General features: G+C 57.7%; 16 protein-coding genes. 6 read left to right on the top strand and 10 right to left on the bottom strand.

Annotated elements, in window-relative coordinates:
* Window positions 1-18: 18 nt before the first annotated feature.
* On the bottom strand, window positions 19-1,428 hold the full coding sequence (locus TU86_RS08300; RefSeq protein WP_048363823.1) for an SrfA family protein: 1,410 nt from the start codon (window positions 1,426-1,428) through the stop codon (window positions 19-21).
* Window positions 1,429-1,685: 257 nt separating this feature from the next.
* On the opposite strand from TU86_RS08300, the gene tssD reads away from it, so the two are divergent.
* Window positions 1,686-2,186 (top strand): type VI secretion system tube protein TssD, encoded by a 501-nt coding sequence (gene tssD / locus TU86_RS08295; RefSeq protein ID WP_048363822.1) that lies wholly within the window; start codon window positions 1,686-1,688, stop codon window positions 2,184-2,186.
* Window positions 2,187-2,653: 467 nt separating this feature from the next.
* Here tssD and TU86_RS08285 read toward each other — a convergent pair whose 3' ends face one another.
* The 3 genes from TU86_RS08285 to TU86_RS08275 all read right to left on the bottom strand — a co-directional run bounded on the left by TU86_RS08285 (window position 2,654) and on the right by TU86_RS08275 (window position 8,750).
* Complete coding sequence (locus TU86_RS08285) at window positions 2,654-4,147, bottom strand: YifB family Mg chelatase-like AAA ATPase (RefSeq protein ID WP_048363820.1); 1,494 nt, start codon at window positions 4,145-4,147, stop codon at window positions 2,654-2,656.
* Between the two features lie 106 nt (window positions 4,148-4,253).
* Entirely contained in the window at window positions 4,254-8,249 is a 3,996-nt protein-coding gene (locus tag TU86_RS08280) for a DUF8038 domain-containing protein (protein WP_157395886.1), read from the bottom strand.
* Between the two features lie 240 nt (window positions 8,250-8,489).
* Entirely contained in the window at window positions 8,490-8,750 is a 261-nt protein-coding gene (locus tag TU86_RS08275) for an accessory factor UbiK family protein (RefSeq protein ID WP_048363818.1), read from the bottom strand.
* A 415-nt stretch (window positions 8,751-9,165) separates the two neighbouring features.
* On the opposite strand from TU86_RS08275, the gene glnK reads away from it, so the two are divergent.
* The 3 genes from glnK to sutA all read left to right on the top strand — a co-directional run bounded on the left by glnK (window position 9,166) and on the right by sutA (window position 11,671).
* On the top strand, window positions 9,166-9,504 hold the full coding sequence (glnK, locus tag TU86_RS08270) for a P-II family nitrogen regulator (RefSeq protein WP_002555808.1): 339 nt from the start codon (window positions 9,166-9,168) through the stop codon (window positions 9,502-9,504).
* 33 nt (window positions 9,505-9,537) lie between these two features.
* Window positions 9,538-10,875: an ammonium transporter gene (locus tag TU86_RS08265; RefSeq protein WP_048363817.1), complete on the top strand. Its 1,338-nt coding sequence runs from the start codon at window positions 9,538-9,540 to the stop codon at window positions 10,873-10,875.
* A 469-nt stretch (window positions 10,876-11,344) separates the two neighbouring features.
* Entirely contained in the window at window positions 11,345-11,671 is a 327-nt protein-coding gene (sutA, locus tag TU86_RS08260; RefSeq protein WP_048363816.1) for a transcriptional regulator SutA, read from the top strand.
* Window positions 11,672-11,798: 127 nt separating this feature from the next.
* On the opposite strand, the gene TU86_RS08255 is transcribed toward sutA, so the two are convergent.
* The 6 genes from TU86_RS08255 to lptM are packed head-to-tail and all read right to left on the bottom strand — an operon-like array spanning window position 11,799 to window position 16,367.
* A complete protein-coding gene (locus tag TU86_RS08255) occupies window positions 11,799-12,494 on the bottom strand; it encodes an HAD family hydrolase (RefSeq protein ID WP_048363815.1) in 696 nt (231 codons plus the stop codon).
* A complete protein-coding gene (gene xerC / locus TU86_RS08250; protein ID WP_048363814.1) occupies window positions 12,491-13,387 on the bottom strand; it encodes a tyrosine recombinase XerC in 897 nt (298 codons plus the stop codon). The genes TU86_RS08255 and xerC overlap by 4 nt, the downstream gene beginning before the upstream one ends.
* Before the next feature lie 2 nt (window positions 13,388-13,389).
* Window positions 13,390-14,106, bottom strand: coding sequence for a DUF484 family protein (locus tag TU86_RS08245; protein WP_048363813.1), 717 nt, complete (start codon window positions 14,104-14,106; stop codon window positions 13,390-13,392).
* 13 nt (window positions 14,107-14,119) lie between these two features.
* Window positions 14,120-14,950, bottom strand: coding sequence for a diaminopimelate epimerase (gene dapF, locus TU86_RS08240; RefSeq protein WP_048363812.1), 831 nt, complete (start codon window positions 14,948-14,950; stop codon window positions 14,120-14,122).
* Window positions 14,951-14,954: 4 nt separating this feature from the next.
* The gene (gene lysA / locus TU86_RS08235) at window positions 14,955-16,202 is read right to left on the bottom strand and encodes a diaminopimelate decarboxylase (RefSeq protein WP_048363811.1); all 1,248 of its coding nucleotides are present in this window, start codon (window positions 16,200-16,202) and stop codon (window positions 14,955-14,957) included.
* A 9-nt stretch (window positions 16,203-16,211) separates the two neighbouring features.
* Window positions 16,212-16,367, bottom strand: a complete 156-nt coding sequence (gene lptM / locus TU86_RS22385; protein ID WP_048363810.1) for an LPS translocon maturation chaperone LptM — start codon at window positions 16,365-16,367, stop codon at window positions 16,212-16,214.
* A 203-nt stretch (window positions 16,368-16,570) separates the two neighbouring features.
* Here lptM and cyaY point away from each other — a divergent pair, with 203 nt between their 5' ends.
* Both cyaY and TU86_RS08220 read left to right on the top strand, forming a co-directional pair.
* Window positions 16,571-16,903 carry an iron donor protein CyaY gene (cyaY, locus tag TU86_RS08225; protein WP_048363809.1) on the top strand — a complete coding sequence of 111 codons (333 nt, stop codon included), beginning with the start codon at window positions 16,571-16,573 and terminating at the stop codon, window positions 16,901-16,903.
* A 2-nt stretch (window positions 16,904-16,905) separates the two neighbouring features.
* The gene (locus TU86_RS08220) at window positions 16,906-17,124 is read left to right on the top strand and encodes a DUF1289 domain-containing protein (protein WP_048363808.1); all 219 of its coding nucleotides are present in this window, start codon (window positions 16,906-16,908) and stop codon (window positions 17,122-17,124) included.
* The last annotated feature ends 28 nt before the right edge of the window (window positions 17,125-17,152 follow it).

Genomic DNA, 17,152 nt, shown 5'->3' with positions numbered 1-17,152 from the left:
GTCAGAGTCTTCCAGTCATTATTCGCCCGTCTGGCGCATGGAGATGGGGAATTTTTTGTCTTCATAAACGCCGGTGCAGTCAGCAATGCTCTGCGCACCCTGACGGCAATCGACTTGCGGCATGTCGTAACGGCTGCCATCGCTGCACGCCGCCTGGCCCTGGCTGGTGATCGCCAGGCTGCCACTCTGCATGGCGGCGGACACCGGGCCGGTGCAGTTGATGCCATTGGCCTTGCGCACAATCACCTCGCCTTTGCCATCCTTGAATTGATACTCAAGGCGCAGTGACTTGCCGGTGTTTTTGTCTTGAATACCTGCACCCGCACGGTAGTGCCCGTTCAGGAAGTCCGCCTGGCCGTCGGGGCTGTCCGCCGGAATGGTCAGAGGCTCGCCCGGTACCTGCGGCGTTGGCCCTGGCGCGGGCTGCGGCTCTTGCGGGATCTGTGGCGGTTCAGGCGGGGTTGTGTCGGGGTGTTCGCCCCCGTCCGGCGCAGGCGACTCATCGGGCACCGGTGGCTGCGCGCTACCAGGCTCGGGTTGTGGCTCAGTCGCAGGCGTCTGATTCGGCTGTGCGTCAGGTGGCAGGGCCGCGCCTGTGCCGGTAGTCGGCACTTGCGTGGTCGACGTGCCTTGGCCATTGCCGGGCACCGTCGTCGAGCCGTCGGCGTTGGGCAATTGCCAATCGGCATCGGGGTAAGGCTCGGTCACATCCGGCTTGGGGTCAACGTTGGGCCAGGTCGGCAGCGTCAAGCCCAACTGTGGCCCACAACCGCGCAAGCCGAACAACAGCAACAGCAGCAGTAAAAGCAGCAGCAACAGCCACCACCAACGGCGCCACCAAGGGCGCGCAACCACCGGCAACGGTGCAGGCACAGGCGCAGGCGGCACCGGCTCGGCAATTGGCGCGATGACTGGCGCGGGAGTCACGGGGGCGGGTTGCGGGCGCAGGCAATGCAGCGGGTCTGCGTTGTGATCGGCGCCAGGGCGGCGAAAGCCCCAGAACGTCAGGACTGGTTTGCCGTTGACCAGATAAACGTAGTTTTCATCCGGGAAGGGCAGCACGTGTGCCAGCAATTTGCCGAATACGGTGCGGTCGACCGACGGTTTACCGTTATGGTCCGGGTCCAGGTAAGTGACGCTCAACTGGTTGAGATCGGCCTGGAGCTTTTCCAGCTCAACGAGCGCGTTGGCCCGCTCTTGAGGGGTGGCACTGCACCAGGGGATCACATCGCCTGGCAGCTCGCTGTACCAGTCAATGTTATTGCCATGCTCATCGCTTTGCGCAATGGCCAGATGCAGGGCCATCTCAGGATTATTGCGCGCAATGGCTTCACGCAATTGCAGTGCGGCCCGGTAAACCGGTTGTCCGGTTTCGCCAAGGGCTGTGAAATCACCGCTTTTGCCACTGCGTAGAAGTGCGCCGCGCATCCGTTCTCCGTTTTATAAGTTCGCGCGGTTAAACCCGGACTTATGCCCGAACCGCTTCCCTGATGAACGTGCGACAGTAATGGCTAATAGACATCGGCGTCAATTAGCCATTGGCTGATGGGTGTCATTTTTGTGGCACATCCGGTGCGAACCACGTGACAGGGCCGCTCCGAATGAATCTGAATAATTCAGAAACAGCCTACAGACTACAGCGATAAGCGCTCCTAGACTGCGATCTTCATTCAAGATCTTCGACTATGAACGACCTCAGCTACGTCATTATCAAAGGCAAAAAGACCGGTTCCCTCCTGTCATCGGGCTGCTCCTCACAAGCCTCGATCGGCCATCTGTACCCGTCCACTCATCAAGACAAAATCATGGCGTTGTCGGTGTCCCACACCCCTTTTTCCGGTAACAGGGTCGGCTCCTCAGGCGACAATGAGCAGCACTTGCCGGTGGTCTTCACCAAGTACCTGGACAAATCAACCCCATTACTGGCCATAGCCCTCAATGAGGGCGAAGAGCTGGTATGCACGATCGAGTTCTATTACAGCGCCGATGCGAGTGGTCAAGATCACTATTACGCGATGTGCCTGGAGGGCGCGCGCATTGTGCAAATCTCCCTGCAAATGGCCCCTTCCTCGCGCTCATCGTTGGCCTTACCGATAGAGGCCGTGTCCATCCGCTATCGGCATATCAGCTGGCTGCACCATGCGGGGGGGCCCTACCCCAAGGACGCGAGGCAAACCGGCCGATGAACACCGTGCTTTGTGGTAACACGGACCTCGTTCACGCTGCCGACGAAGTGGTGGCGTTGGGGGGGTGCACAGCCAGTGCAGCCCATCTCAACGATGGTGTGGCACAGGGGCCTATGCACGGCATGTATGCGTCTATTTTTAGGGAACCTGTAAAAGGCGACCCACTTTTAACATGAGGCCTTCAATGATAAAAATTCAGTGATAAACCACACCACAAGCCCGCTATAGACGAGTGAACAACTACCGACCAAGACGGTGACGGCGGTCATAACAGCGAAAGTCTTCAAACTTCCTATTTAATTGCCTTAATCAAATACCTCTGTCGCCAGTCACTGTATCGACTGCGCTGATGCCTTCCTATACCCCGCCAGGTAATGCCGCTCTTTTACTACGCGCACTCCTTGTCGCGCCTATAAATCCGTCACTTAACAAGCAATACCCTCCGCGCGTAACCGCAGCCCAGTCCTTCACCCACTCGCCGGCCGATACTGCAACGCCTCCGCCAAGTGCCGCCGTGCGATGTCTACATCGCCTTCCAGATCCGCCAGTGTGCGTGCCACTTTCAGTAGGCGGTGTGCCGCGCGTAACGACAGCGTCATCCGTTCGCAGGCGTTTTCCAGCCAACGGTTGTCGACCGCGCTCAATTGGCAATGGCTGCGTACACCAGGCAAATCGAGAAAGGCATTGGCGCAGCCCTGACGCTGCAACTGCCGCTCACGCGCCAAGGCGACCCACGCCGCCGCCTTGGCCGTGGTACCACCGTCTTGAGGGGGAGGGTTGAGCAAGGTGGTTTCTCGTGCCACGGTCAGGTGCAGGTCAATGCGATCGAGCAAGGGGCCGGAGAGTTTGTTGCGATAGCGCTGGATTTGCTCCGGTGTGCAACGGCAGCGGCCCGTAGGTTCGCCAAGGTAGCCACAGGGGCACGGGTTCATGGCCGCCACCAGTTGAAAGCGGGCCGGGAAGCGCATGCGATCCCGCGCGCGGGCTATCACGATAAAACCCGACTCCATCGGTTCTCTTAACACTTCGAGTACTTTGCGATCGAATTCGGGCAGTTCATCAAGGAACAGCACCCCGTGGTGAGCCAGCGTAATCTCTCCAGGCTGCGGTTTGGACCCACCCCCCACCAGCGCAGGCCCGGAAGCGGAATGGTGGGGTTGACGAAACGGGCGCTGCGGCCAACACCTCAACGGCATGTGACTGGCCACCGATTGTATGGCCGCCACTTCCAGTGCTTCTTGTTCATCCAGCGGCGGTAGCAAACCGGGCAAGCGACTGGCCAACAACGTTTTGCCGGTGCCAGGCGGGCCTGTGAACAGTAGGTTATGCCTGCCCGCCGCCGCCACCAACAACGCGCGTTTGGCTGACAGTTGGCCTTGCACGTCGCTCAAGTCCGGGTAGGGTTGGCTCTCGTGCAACAGACCACTGGCAACGTAAGGCGCCATCACTGCACGATCCGCAAAATGTGCCACCACCTGCAACAAGTGCTCCACCGCAATCACCGTCAACCCGCAGGCCATGCACGCTTCCTCGGCGTTGATGAGCGGCACCATCAATGCGCGACCGGCAGCCCGCGCCGCCAATGCCGCCGGCAATACGCCTTGTACCGGGCGAATCGCGCCGGATAACGCCAGCTCCCCCAGCACTTCAACGTGCTCCAACGCCCCCGCTGGCAACTGCCCGCTGGCGGCCAAAATGCCCAATGCGATGGCCAAATCAAAACGCCCGCCGTCCTTGGGCAGGTCAGCGGGCGCCAGATTTAAGGTGATGCGACGCGCCGGGAATTCAAAACCTGAATTAAGGATCGCGCTGCGCACTCGGTCTTTGCTTTCCTTGACGGCTGTTTCTGGCAGCCCGACCAAGGTCAGCGCCGGTAATCCATTGGCCAAATGCGCTTCCACCGTCACAACGGGTGCCTCGACGCCCACTTGGGCGCGGCTGTGAACAATTGCCAGTGACATGACTCATTCCTTGAGTGCGCAAAAAACGCATCCTGCACGTGTTGAGGCGCAGGGGGAGCATTTGAATGGATACGGGATGTGAATATGCACCCGGATCCAACGGTGTCTAAGCGGCGGGCGCCAGTACCCGCGCATTCAGAATGCTCGCAGGAGTAAAAGCGACCGTAAACCCTGCACCTTCTTCCATAAACTGTTGCAGTCCACGCTGTCTTTGCACATCCAGCGTGTACACATTGGCTTTACCGGCCGTTGAAGGGCGGTTTTCTATGCCCCCCAAATACTTGTCCAATATATGTGAGTTGGAATGATACAAGTACGTCTGGTTATCACTGGCTTTGTGAAGATAGGCCATATGCGTGATCTTATCTTTGTTGTATCCATTTTTACTGACGAACGAGAGGAGGCCGGATTCATTGATGTCGCCAATATTAAAGGCGTTTTTCAACGTGCCTGAGTTAATATTCATGCGCTGATAAAACGCAGGGGACACACCATTCATAGTGTCCACGATCAGGGCATTGAAGACCGACGCTGTTATTTTTTTATCCGCTTGAGCGGTGAGCAATGCGGTGGCATAGCAAATATCAATCGGGGGCGTCGTTCCAAAACTTGAATATAACGTATCAATACTTTTTTTAAGCTCACTGCTGGAAAAGACGTTGGGTTTAAAGTTTTCCAGTGGCGGCCCAAACGGCGTTTTGGTACGGGGGTGGATGGCATACCAGCAGCCGGTTTTTTCATCGAGCTTTGCCAGCAGCTTTATCTCTTCGCTGGCACTGGCCGCCCTGTAGGCGCCTTGCGCAATTCCCGGCTTTCGTATAATTGAGGCGAGGTCGACACCCCGCATTTTATTTAGGCCGTGCCCGAGGGTCCTTAATGCTTTAGCGCCCCCTTTTATGATTCCACGCGCCAAATCATCGACCCCACTCAAGGGGTTTAGCGTACTGACGGCAACGCGGCCGAGCACTCTGACACTGTGCGCAACTTTACTGGCAGTGGAAAGACCCACATGAAGCGCCTTCGCACCTTTAGCCGCCACCCCAAGCCCCATTGCAAAGCAGAAGACGTCCAGTGTTAAATCAACCACCCCTTCTCCTATATTGCCTTGCCTGAAGTTCTGGATGGCAGACCGCAGCGGGATAAGATTTAGAAGGAACTCCCTCACTTTCTTGTGGAAAGGCACTTCAGTTTCGAACGTTGTAAGGCCCCGGGCTTCGGCAGCCAGGCGCCTGATGCCCACATTTTCTACCATGGCAGCAGCGATGTACTGCGCGCGCTCATGGGTAAACATGTTGACGAGCGCCGTGCCTTTCTTTTCATCGGTTAGCTTCGCTGACCAGGCACCCGAAGGTGTAACAGCATCTAGGGTAGGCGATGTGCGAACACGCCCACTGACACTGCCATGGCTATGGCTGGTAAATTGAGCGCCTAACGCCAGCGCATTTAACTCATTGCGTTTACTGACCGTATTGTCCCGTATCTTTATTTCATAGGTATGAGTAACGCCCTCGCGCAGAGTTCGAAGGAGTAATGCATTCGGTACCGTGGTTTCTTCCACCCTCCACCCCCCATGGGTGGTGCCTACCGTGGTTTCTTTAATGACTGTTAATTTTCCTGCTTCAATATTTTTTCGATCTTCAAGGGGCAGATTACTTATCAAACTTTTAACTTGAGCTGCAATCCCTTTCTCCATCGCTGTGAAAAAAGCGGCCAAATAAGCCGAGAAGTATTTATTGATGTCAGGCAGTTTTCCGCTATGGTGCTTGATCCCGCGGATTGGAACATCTTCGCTGGATGAGAACCAATGCGCTCCATTGAATCTTTCTTGTAAGTAGAGATCAAGGACCGAATAAGGCCCTGGAAAATTACGCTGAGGAGGAACGGTCGTGATGCATTTTTTCTCAAACGGAATGCGATCACCGAAGGCTAATGTTAATACCCGCAACGCCATTTTCTTGCGCTCGGGCAAAGGGGTCGCATACACCCAGGACGCAGCACTTAATTCCGTAACTTGGTTATTGAAGGCCTGAGAGACGTTACTCATTTGAACATCGGTATAAACATCCTCTGCACTTGCGGGCATAAAACCGTTGACCACCCCCCAATCAACCAGTGCATCACGCTGTGCGGCGTAGTCCATCATTTGTTCTCGAGCCGTGATCGGACTTGTTGTTGCGTGGGTTAGCACTTGGGCAAATGTCATGAGGGAGGATGCGCCTGGCGCTTGGGCTTCGATACGCGCAACGGCGGTGGTGAAGTTCATCCAGGTATGCGACCCATAAACCACTTGGGACGGAATGTCCCTGACCAAAAACTCCGGTGCCTTGCGAGACAGCAACAAGTGCGCGGCAGCGGGCGCCATGACAGCGCTTATGGACCTGTTGGCAATCAAGTGGTTAGTCAGACCTTTGACAACCGTCGCCGGGGGTTTGCCCCAGTGCTCCTCTGACGCCAGATTAAAACCCGCAACACCCGTCCTGACAGGGTTCAACGCGCTTATCGCGACGCTGGGCCGTTCAAGGGAGGCGCCCAGCGCGGCCAGCACCCAGTCATTAATACTGTCCGGGGTGCTGAAGCCTTTGAATTTTCTCTCCAGGGCCAACCCAAGCGCTTGAGCCTTGGGCGTGGCCAAAAGAGCCTGGATGACCGCTCGCGGATTTTGACGCTCGTCTGCCGTCAGTTCCAGGTTGCGCGTCAGATAGCTCAGTACACCTTGTTCATCGCTCGGCAGGCCCCCCAAACCCAGACCGTTCTGGGTAATGGCGGCCAGTACACGGCTTTGATCTTCGTCGCTCAACGGAATGGACCAGCACAATGCACCGCCGAAATTACCGTGTGGCGGTGTGGCGAGTAACGGCTGGGTCAGAACCTGAGCAAGGCTGGTCAGTGCATCGTGACTGCTGGGCGCTAACCAACCGTTCTCAGAAATGAATCTGTCCAGCGTCATGGTGGAGTCTGTGTGCAATGCCCGCCAAGGCGAATCGGGATGTAGTGTGATGCTCGCGCCGCTGACGTCGCTGAGAATGGCTTGCGAAAGTTGGTTTTCAAGCTGCGCTGGTGGAATGTGTTCACTGTCACTCACAGGCAATGCCGAACGCCGTTTGAACGCAGTGGCACGCTCCTCGCTTCGCTTGATGATGTCCGCCAATTGAACGTAGAGCTGGTGCGCGTCATGGTTTTCAATCAGTTTGCTGCGTGCCTCTTCAAGCGCCTTTTCGGATCGCGCCGCACTAGAGCGCATGGGATCTGTGGGCGGGAGATGCACAAACGCTTTGACCTGTTCGAGTTGTTCCGCGCGACTCCCCATGTCCTCTGGGGGTTGCGGGTCAATCCTTTCACTATAAAAGTTTGCCACGACCTTGTAGGGAGCTGACGTACTAAGAGTGGGTGACTCAAACAGATTCGTCGTACCCACGGTCGGGCTGATAATTCTAGCGGCTTGCAGAATAGGCTCCAGGGTCCATCGATTGCCACGGTCCGAGGCTACAAACAAGGTGCGCTCACCGGCGACCATGCCTGCTATGTAATCCTGTTGAGGCGGTTCGGTGTTGGGGTACAACTGAATGGGTTTTGACAAATCCAGCTTCTGCGCGGCGGCCCAATGCAAAAAAGCCGGAGACTGCACGGCCTGATGCAAATGCGCCCACCACTGACCAAATGTCGAGGTCGGCACAATATTGTCAATACGCTCTGGAAGGTGTCCGGTGCTTTCGCCAACGCGCAGCGCTTGCGCAACAAGGGCAGCCATTTGGCTGTCGCCACGCTTGCGGGGATCGTCCAGCGTGGCTTCAACCAATACCGGCGTGGTGCTCTGGGGATTGACCGCTCGAGGCCTGCGGACCAAAGGCCGTTGAGGTTCAGCCTCCTCTGACACCTGTGGAGTCACGCTTCGGGCTGTATCTGCTGAGCGTGGCGTTAGTACGTCAAACTCAACTTGACGACTGCTGCCACTTGTTCGAGTGCTACCAAACGTGGGTAAACGCGACACTGCCAAACCGCTCTTTACCTCGCCAGCACTTGGTTTACTCAGTTCAGGGCGCTTAGGAACCACATGTTCTGGCAACTGAGATGAGGGACGAAAGTGCGCGAAGGTGATAGTCATGAGTAGCTCTGAATGGGTTCACAGGACGCCGCGGTAATGGGCGCTAGCCCCTTGCGGTGTAATCCTGTGTACCCAATAGACTCACGACGGTTCCGAACCGCATGCCAGACAAACGCTACTGGCTTTTTCCTGACTCCGGGCTGACCTGCTTGAGAACAGGGACGGGCGTCACCTTTCTCGCTAAGCAGGGTTTAGAGCGTGCAGCGCGCAAGGATCCAATAGACCGCCTGCACCTGGGTGTTACTGCGCGGGTGGCAGCAAGCGGGCTTCCAGCTCTGCGACTTTCGCTTCCAGGCTTTCAAGACGCGCCCGAGTACGGGCCAAGACAACCATTTGGCTGTCAAATTCTTCACGGCTTACCAAGTCGAGTTTGCTGAAGCCACTTTGCAGCAGCGCTTTGAACTGGCTTTCGATTTCGTTGCGCGGCAGCGCGGTGTCGCCGCTGAATAAACGTGATGCATGGCCACTCAGGGCATCGAGAAAATCTTTGGGCGCGAGCATGGATAAGGTCCTTAAAACTGATGGCGGCGAGTGTATCACGGGGTTTCGACGCTCACGGCGCAGGGGCCGCTGCACATTTTTGAGCACTGGCTGCGCCGCACGCGCACTGTTTTTGTGCGCAAAACCCGCCTATAAACAGGCCAAACGCCACCTAGTGTCTCTAACCACCTGTAATTGCTGAAATTTCTAGACATGGCAAGGTTTCTGCTTAGACGCCTATGACTCATGCACTGATGCAGTCGCTGTGACGAAGGCAGTGCGCCAAGTGGTTCAAGGCATGTTTTCGTCGCCAGCGATTTACTCGCGCAGTGCGGCCTGAAGAAGGCTGACGGCGCGTTACAAAGCCAGACACTGCGCTTAGACTTGGCCCGGGTTTGTTTTCCTGGGGCAAGTCCACCAATTCGGGAGAAGTTTCATGAAGCTAGTCACCGCCATTATCAAACCGTTCAAGTTAGACGACGTGCGCGAGTCGCTGTCCGAGATCGGCGTACAGGGCATTACCGTTACTGAGGTCAAAGGCTTCGGCCGGCAGAAAGGCCACACCGAGCTGTACCGTGGCGCGGAGTACGTGGTCGATTTTCTGCCAAAGGTGAAGATTGATGTCGCCATCGACGACAAAGATCTTGACCGGGTTATCGAGGCGATAACCAAGGCTGCCAACACCGGCAAGATCGGTGATGGCAAGATTTTCGTGGTCAATCTGGAACAGGCTATCCGCATCCGTACCGGCGAAACCGATACCGACGCCATCTAAGCCGCCAAACCCAACGCCCCAGGAGAAAACACTATGACTCTGCGTAAATTCGCAGGGCTCGCAGCCCTGCTGTCTGTCGTAATGCCTGGCCTGGCCATGGCGGCAGACGAAGTGGCTGCGCCAGCCCTCAACTCCGGCGACACCGCCTGGATGCTGACTGCAACGGCTTTGGTGCTGTTTATGACCATTCCCGGCCTGGCGCTGTTCTACGGCGGCATGGTGCGCTCCAAAAACCTTCTTTCTGTGATGATGCAGTGCTTCGCCATTACCGGCCTGATCAGCATCCTGTGGGTCATTTATGGCTACAGCATCACGTTCGACACCACCGGTATGGAGCAGGGCGTCACCAACTTCAACTCGTTCATCGGCGGGTTCGGCAAAGCCTTCCTCGCGGGTGTCACGCCGGCCAGCCTGACCTCGCCCACCGCACTGTTTCCCGAAGCTGTGTTTATCACCTTCCAGATGACGTTCGCCATCATCACGCCAGCGCTGATCGTCGGGGCGTTTGCTGAGCGCATGAAGTTCTCGGCCATGCTGATTTTCATGGGTGTATGGTTCACCCTGGTGTATGCGCCCATTGCACACATGGTGTGGAGCGGCAACGGCGGCCTGATGTGGGATTGGGGTGTACTCGATTTCGCGGGTGGCACGGTGGTGCACATCAACGCAGGTGTTGCCGGCCTTGTAGCGTGCATCGTACTGGGCAAGCGTAAAGGCTACCCGACCACCCCAATGGCGCCGCACAACCTCGGTTACACCCTGGTCGGCGCTGCAATGTTGTGGATCGGCTGGTTCGGTTTCAACGCAGGCTCTGCTGCCGCAGCGAACGGCACGGCGGGCATGGCAATGCTCGTGACCCAAATCGCCACCGCCGCCGCCGCACTGGGCTGGATGTTTGCCGAGTGGATTACCCACGGCAAGCCAAGCGCACTGGGCATCGCGTCAGGCGTGGTCGCGGGCCTGGTGGCCATCACCCCGGCAGCGGGCACTGTCGGCCCAATGGGTTCAATCGTGATCGGCTTGGCCTCTGGTGTGATCTGCTTTTTCTGCGCCACTAGCCTCAAACGCAAGCTGGGTTATGACGATTCGCTGGACGCCTTTGGTGTCCACGGTGTGGGCGGTATTGTCGGCGCGATCCTTACGGGTGTGTTCGCAGCGCCCGCACTGGGCGGCTTCGGGGCCGTGACCGACATCGCAGCCCAAGTCTGGATCCAGTGCAAAGGGGTCGCCTTCACGGTGATCTACACCGCAATCGTCACCTTCGTCATTCTCAAAGTGCTGGATGCTGTGATGGGTCTGCGCGTAACGGAAGAAGAAGAGGCCGTTGGCCTCGACCTCGCGCAACACAACGAGCGTGGCTACAACTTGTAAAAATCTTTGAAAAAAATACCCGGCATGCCGGGTATTTTTTTGCCTGAAATGTGGCGGTATTCGCACCAAGAGAATGATTTTTCCTACACCGTTAAGGAGAGATCAGTTCTACGATGAAATAGGCGACGAAGACTTACAGCACAACTCGACTATTAGCTGCTTTGCTTTTTCCTTGAGCACGCTAGAATGCGCGCCGAAGGGCGAAGTAAAACGCCCCACGAACGACGAAGGCACGGAGCATCTCCACATGCCTTCAAGGCCAGTGTTGCAAGTTATTAATTGGACACTTGGCAAGGTGTTTATATAACGAGCGCCATGCTTACAACGGCACTTGTAAAGTCCTACCGCCGTCAAAGGCGTCGAGGCGTAAGCCCCGGGTAATCCAGGGCTACTTTTGCACCAGCGGCAGTCGACAGTGGCCGTAGCTGGTCTATAACTAATCTGCTTTACGTAAGTCATGGGGTAGAACATGAGCGACGATGATCTGGAAAATGATGACCTCGAAGTAGGTGACGAAGACGAAACCGAAGAAGGTCTGGAAGTTGCTGCGGATGACGTGGCTGACGACGACGGTGGCGAAGATGCACCGGTTCCGGCCGCCAAGGGTAAATCCAAGGCTGCGGTGTCCGTTGATGACCTGCCCAGCGTAGAAGCCAAAAATAAAGAGCGTGATGCTCTGGCTCGCGCCATGGAGGAGTTTCTTTCCCGTGGCGGCAAAGTGCAGGAAGTTGAGGCCAATGTGGTGGCAGACCCGCCCAAGAAGCCTGATAACAAGTACGGCAGCCGCCCTATCTAAGGGTGTGATGCTTGCTTGAAAAAAGCCCGCCGTCGCTGCGGGCTTTTTTGTGAGCGCGAGAAGCGTTGCCTGGCGGGCACCTGACATGTAGCCGCTGACGAGTGACGACAATAGCCTTGCAAGGCGTTCACTTCAGGTGGTTGAGCACCTGTGCCAACTCGCTCAAACAGCCAATTTCGGCATCCGGGCGCTTATCACCGTCCCACGACTTGCCGCCAGGGTTGAACCACACCGCGCGCAAACCTGCCTGCTGCGCACCGGCAATATCATCGCCCGGGTGATCACCCACGTGCACGGCCGCATGGGCTGCCACGCCGCCTCGCGACAATGCTTCATGGAACAACCGTGCATCGGGCTTGGCAATGCCAATGTCCTCGGCACAGAGCACAAATTTAAAGTGGTGCCCCAGGCCTATACGGCGGACGTCCGCATTGCCATTGGTGACCACGCCCAACGCGTAATCGCGGGCCAACGCGCTCAAGGTCGGTTCAACTTGGGCGAACACCTCAAGCGCATGCCGCGCCTCAAGGAAGACCTCAAAGGCTTGATCTGCCAACGCCTGCGCATCCGCTTGCGGGTAACCCGCCTCGTGCAACGCGTGAAACAACACCCGACGGCGCAGCGCACTGATACGGTGCTTTAACTGCGGCTGCGCGCCCAAAATCCGCTCCCGCAGGGCTTGAAAGTGCACAGCTTCAATGACGCCCAATTTTGGTGCATTGGCGGCGAGCCATTCACCCAATACCGTTTCGGCCCGTACGATCACCGGCGCGGTGTCCCACAAGGTGTCGTCAAGATCGAAGGTAACCAGTTCAATTGTCATTCACTGCCCTTACTGCGTTTGGCCCGCGGGTGGGCGCTGTCGTAGACCGAAGCCAGATGCTGGAAGTCCAGATGGGTATAGATCTGCGTCGTTTTGATGTCCGAATGCCCGAGCAGTTCTTGCACCGCCCGCAAATCCTGAGAGGACTCTAGCAAATGGCTGGCAAAGGAATGGCGCAGCATGTGCGGGTGCAGGTTTTGTCCCAACTCACGCTCACCCGCAGCCTTGACCCGCATTTGAATCGCGCGCGGCCCAAGCCGTCGACCACGCTGGCTGATAAACACCGCGTCGTCATGCGGGTTGGCCAAGGCCCGCAGGGGTAACCAGGCATGCAAGGCCTCGCGGGCCTTTTTACCGACCGGCAGCACACGCGTCTTGCTGCCCTTGCCCAACACTTGCACCAGCCCGTCAGCCAAATCCAGTTGATCCATATTCAGACCTGTCAGCTCCGACAAGCGCAGCCCGGAGGAGTAAAACAACTCCAGAATGGCCTGATCACGCAATGCCAGAAAATCCTCCTCCACCGCGCCTTCCAGCAGTTGCAAGGCACGATCGGTGTCGAGGGTTTTGGGCAGGCGGCGTTCACCCTTGGGCGGTGCCAAGCCATTGGCCGGGTCGTGGTCGCACAGGCCTTCGCGGTTGAGGTAGTGATAAAGCCCGCGCACCGCCGACAGCAGCCGCGCAATGCTGGGTGAAGACTGCCCTTGCTGATGCAGGCGGGACACCAACTGGCGCAGGCGCTGGATATCCAGTGCTGACCAACTGGAGATTGATTCTTTATTGCAAAACGCCAACACCTTGCCCAAGTCACGGCGGTAGGCTTCAAGCGTGTGAGGCGACACTTGGCGCTCACTGCGCAGGTGGGTGCAGTAAGCGTCCAGTTGCCGTTCCATGCCTAGCGCACCGAGCGCAGGGCGTTGGTAAAGCGCGGTAACACACGGCCGAGCACTTGCGCGACGTAGCTGAGGAACAAGGTGCCTACCGAGCTTTTGTAATGCTGCGGGTCGCGGCTGGCAACCGCCAGAACGCCATGCAAGCCCAGATGATTGAGTGCGACCACCGCGGTCGAGCCGATTTGTTTGCGCTGCTCTTCACCAAACAGGAAGTCCAGCTCGTGCTCACGCAAGCTGCCGCTCACCGCCTTACCTTCGGTCAGCAAGCCACCCAAGGCGCGCTGGGCGTCGGCACTGTTCACCCAACGGCCAACCGGCATCGGGTTGTCGCCAAACAGCACCAGGCTTACGAAAGGCACCTGAAAGTCCTGACGCAAACTGTCTTCGACGGCGATCACCAAGTCTTCAAGGCTGGTGGCATCCATCAACGCCAGGTTCAGGCGACGGGTTTTTTCGAAGAGCCGGTCGTTGTCGCGGGCCACGTCCATCAACTGCGATAAACGATGGCGCATCTCGATATTGCGACCGCGCAACAGTTCCAGTTGGCGCTCGACCAGCGACACCGTATCGCCGCGCTGGTGAGGAATGCGCTGCGTCAGCAACAACTCTTCACGCTGGCTGAAGAAGTCTGGATGCGCCTGGAGGTAGGCCGCCACGGCCGCAGCCTCAGGGCTTTGATCAAGAATGTCGAGGTCTGCTGGCTGTGGCTGGTCGGTCATCGTATGCGCTCGCTCATAAACGGACTTGTCCTTCGTAAACACGCATCGCCGGGCCGGTCATGATCACCGAGCGCCCCGGGCCTTCCCATTCAATGGTCAGGCGACCACCGGGCAGGTCCAGCGTCACGGGCGAATGCATCCAGCCCTGGCTGATCGCGGCCACCGCTGCCGCGCAGGCGCCGGTGCCGCAGGCCTGGGTTTCCCCGGCGCCACGTTCCCACACACGCAATTGCGCGCGATGACGATCAATGACGTGAAGAAAGCCGACGTTGACCCGGGCCGGGAAGCGCGGGTGATGTTCGATTTTGGGGCCCAATTCGTGCACGGGCGCGGCATTGATGTCGTCGACGCGCAACACCGCATGCGGGTTGCCCATTGAGACGGCGGCCAATTGCACGGTCTGGCCGTCAACGTCCACGTCATAGCTCAACGCCTGCGCATCGGCCACAAACGGGATGTCGGCCGGCACCAGACGCGGCGGGCCCATGTCGACGCTGATTTGCCCGTCACTGCGCACGTTCAGTTCAATGATGCCGCTTTTGGTTTCGACCTTGATCTGGCGCTTGGTGGTCAGGCGCTTGTCGAGCACGAAACGCGCAAAGCAGCGCGCACCGTTACCGCACTGCTCCACTTCGGAACCGTCGGAGTTGAAGATCCGATAACGGAAATCCACCTCCGGGTTGCTGGGCGCTTCAACGATCAGTAATTGATCGAAGCCGACGCCTGTGTGCCGGTCACCCCATTGCTTGGCGTGCTTGGGCAGGATGTGCGCGTGCTGGCTGACCAGGTCGAGAACCATGAAGTCATTGCCCAGGCCGTGCATTTTGGTAAAACGCAGCAACATGGGTTCACTCCGCCAGCAGGCTTTCGCCAGCAAACAACTCGGCAACGGTCTCGCGACGACGCACTTCCAACGCCTGATCGCCGTCCACCAGAACCTCGGCAGCACGACCACGGGTGTTGTAGTTCGAACTCATGACAAAGCCATAAGCCCCGGCCGAATGCACTGCCAGCAGGTCACCTTCGGCCAGCGCCAACGGGCGGTCTTTGGCCAGGAAGTCACCGGTCTCGCAGATCGGACCCACGATGTCGTAGGCGCGGGTTGCGGTGTCACGCGGGCGAACCGCGGTCACGTCCATCCAGGCTTGATACAGCGCCGGGCGGATCAAGTCGTTCATCGCCGCATCGACAATGGCGAAGTCTTTGTGTTCGGTGTGCTTGAGGTATTCGACCTGCGTTAACAGCACGCCTGCGTTAGCGACGATGAAACGCCCCGGCTCAAACACCAGCGCCAGCTCACGGCCTTCGATACGCTCGCGCACCGCCTTGATGTAATCGGCGGCCAACGGTGGCTCTTCGTCGCGATAACGCACGCCCAGGCCGCCACCCAGGTCAATGTGGCGCAGGTAAATGCCGCAATCGCTCAAGCGGTCGATCAGTGCCAGCAGGCGGTCGAGCGCGTCGATAAACGGATCGAGCGTGGTCAATTGCGAACCGATATGGCAATCGACGCCGATCACTTCAAGGTTGGGCAATTGCGCGGCGCGGATGTACACATCTTCGGCATCCGCAATGGCGATACCGAATTTGTTTTCTTTGAGGCCGGTGGAAATGTACGGGTGAGTGCCGGCATCGACATCCGGGTTAACGCGCAGCGAGATCGGCGCGCGCACGCCCATTTCGGCAGCAACCATTTGCAAACGTTCAAGCTCGTCGGTGGACTCGACATTGAAGCAGTGCACGCCCACTTCGAGCGCGCGGCGCATGTCATCGCGGGTCTTGCCGACACCCGAAAACACGATTTTGTCGGCCGAACCGCCCGCCGCCAGCACACGTTCCAGTTCGCCGCGGGACACGATGTCAAAACCAGCGCCCACACGCGCCAGGACATTGAGCACACCCAGGTTGGAGTTGGCTTTTACTGCAAAACACACCAAGTGCGGCATGCCCTGCAAAGCATCGGCGAAAGCGTTGTATTGCGCCTCGATGTGCGCCCGGGAATAGACGTAAGTCGGTGTACCAAAACGCTCGGCAATGGCCGTCAGCGCGACACCTTCGGCGAATAACTCGCCGTCCCGGTAGTTAAAAGCGTCCATGGTGTTCCCTTATTGGTGCTTGTGCGCTTGCGATTGCGACGACTTCGCTTGGTCATCAGGGGACTGGCTGTCGTCTGGCAGATACAGCGGGCCTTTTTGACCACAGGCAGAAACAAGGCAAGCAACCGCAACCAGCGCAGCAATAGAAGAGATCAGGCGCTTCATGGCGAAATCCTTTGAAAAGCATTAATTGCGCCCGAGTATACCGAGCACCTACCAGCTTGCCTATGCGCCAGAGCGGTCGGGCAAAACCGCCTGTGTAGATAATCAGTGGTGCTGTGACCCGCGCTCAGTTGGGGTTTGCAATCGGTCTGGAGCGCCCGTATCTTGCGAGCTCCGAGCATGACTAGACATTACGAGGTTCCACCATGAGTTTGACTGAAGCCCGTTTCCACGATCTGGTCGATGCAACCCAGCAAAACCTGGAAGACGTTTTTGATGAGAGCGGTCTGGACCTGGACCTTGAGAACTCGGCCGGTGTACTGACGGTCGAGTTTGAAGACGGCACGCAACTGATTTTCAGCCGCCAGGAACCGCTACGACAGCTCTGGCTGGCTGCACGCGCAGGAGGCTTTCACTTCGAGTACGACGAAGAAGAGTCACGCTGGAAATGCGACAGTTCTGATGAACTATTGAGTGAAATGGTTCAGCGCCTGACCAAGGAACACACCGGCGTCGAGCTGGATTTTGACGAGATCTAAACGTGACTGCTCCTGCTAAACCCGCAAAACCGCTCTACAGCAACGTCAGTCCGGCAGTGCCGTCGCCTTGCATCAGCACCTGCCGGCTGGATGAACAAAAAGTCTGCCTGGGCTGCTTTCGCCATGTCGAAGACATCCGTGAGTGGCGCTCGGCTGACGACCAGCGGCGCCGGGTCATCTGTGAACAGGCCCGGCAACGCCAAGACCACATTCAGCTATAGGTGCGAGCGAGTCTCAGCGACCCCCTCT

The organism is Pseudomonas weihenstephanensis (assembly GCF_001043055.1).
Classification (GTDB): domain Bacteria; phylum Pseudomonadota; class Gammaproteobacteria; order Pseudomonadales; family Pseudomonadaceae; genus Aquipseudomonas; species Aquipseudomonas weihenstephanensis.
This window is presented reverse-complemented; position numbering and strand designations above follow the sequence as displayed.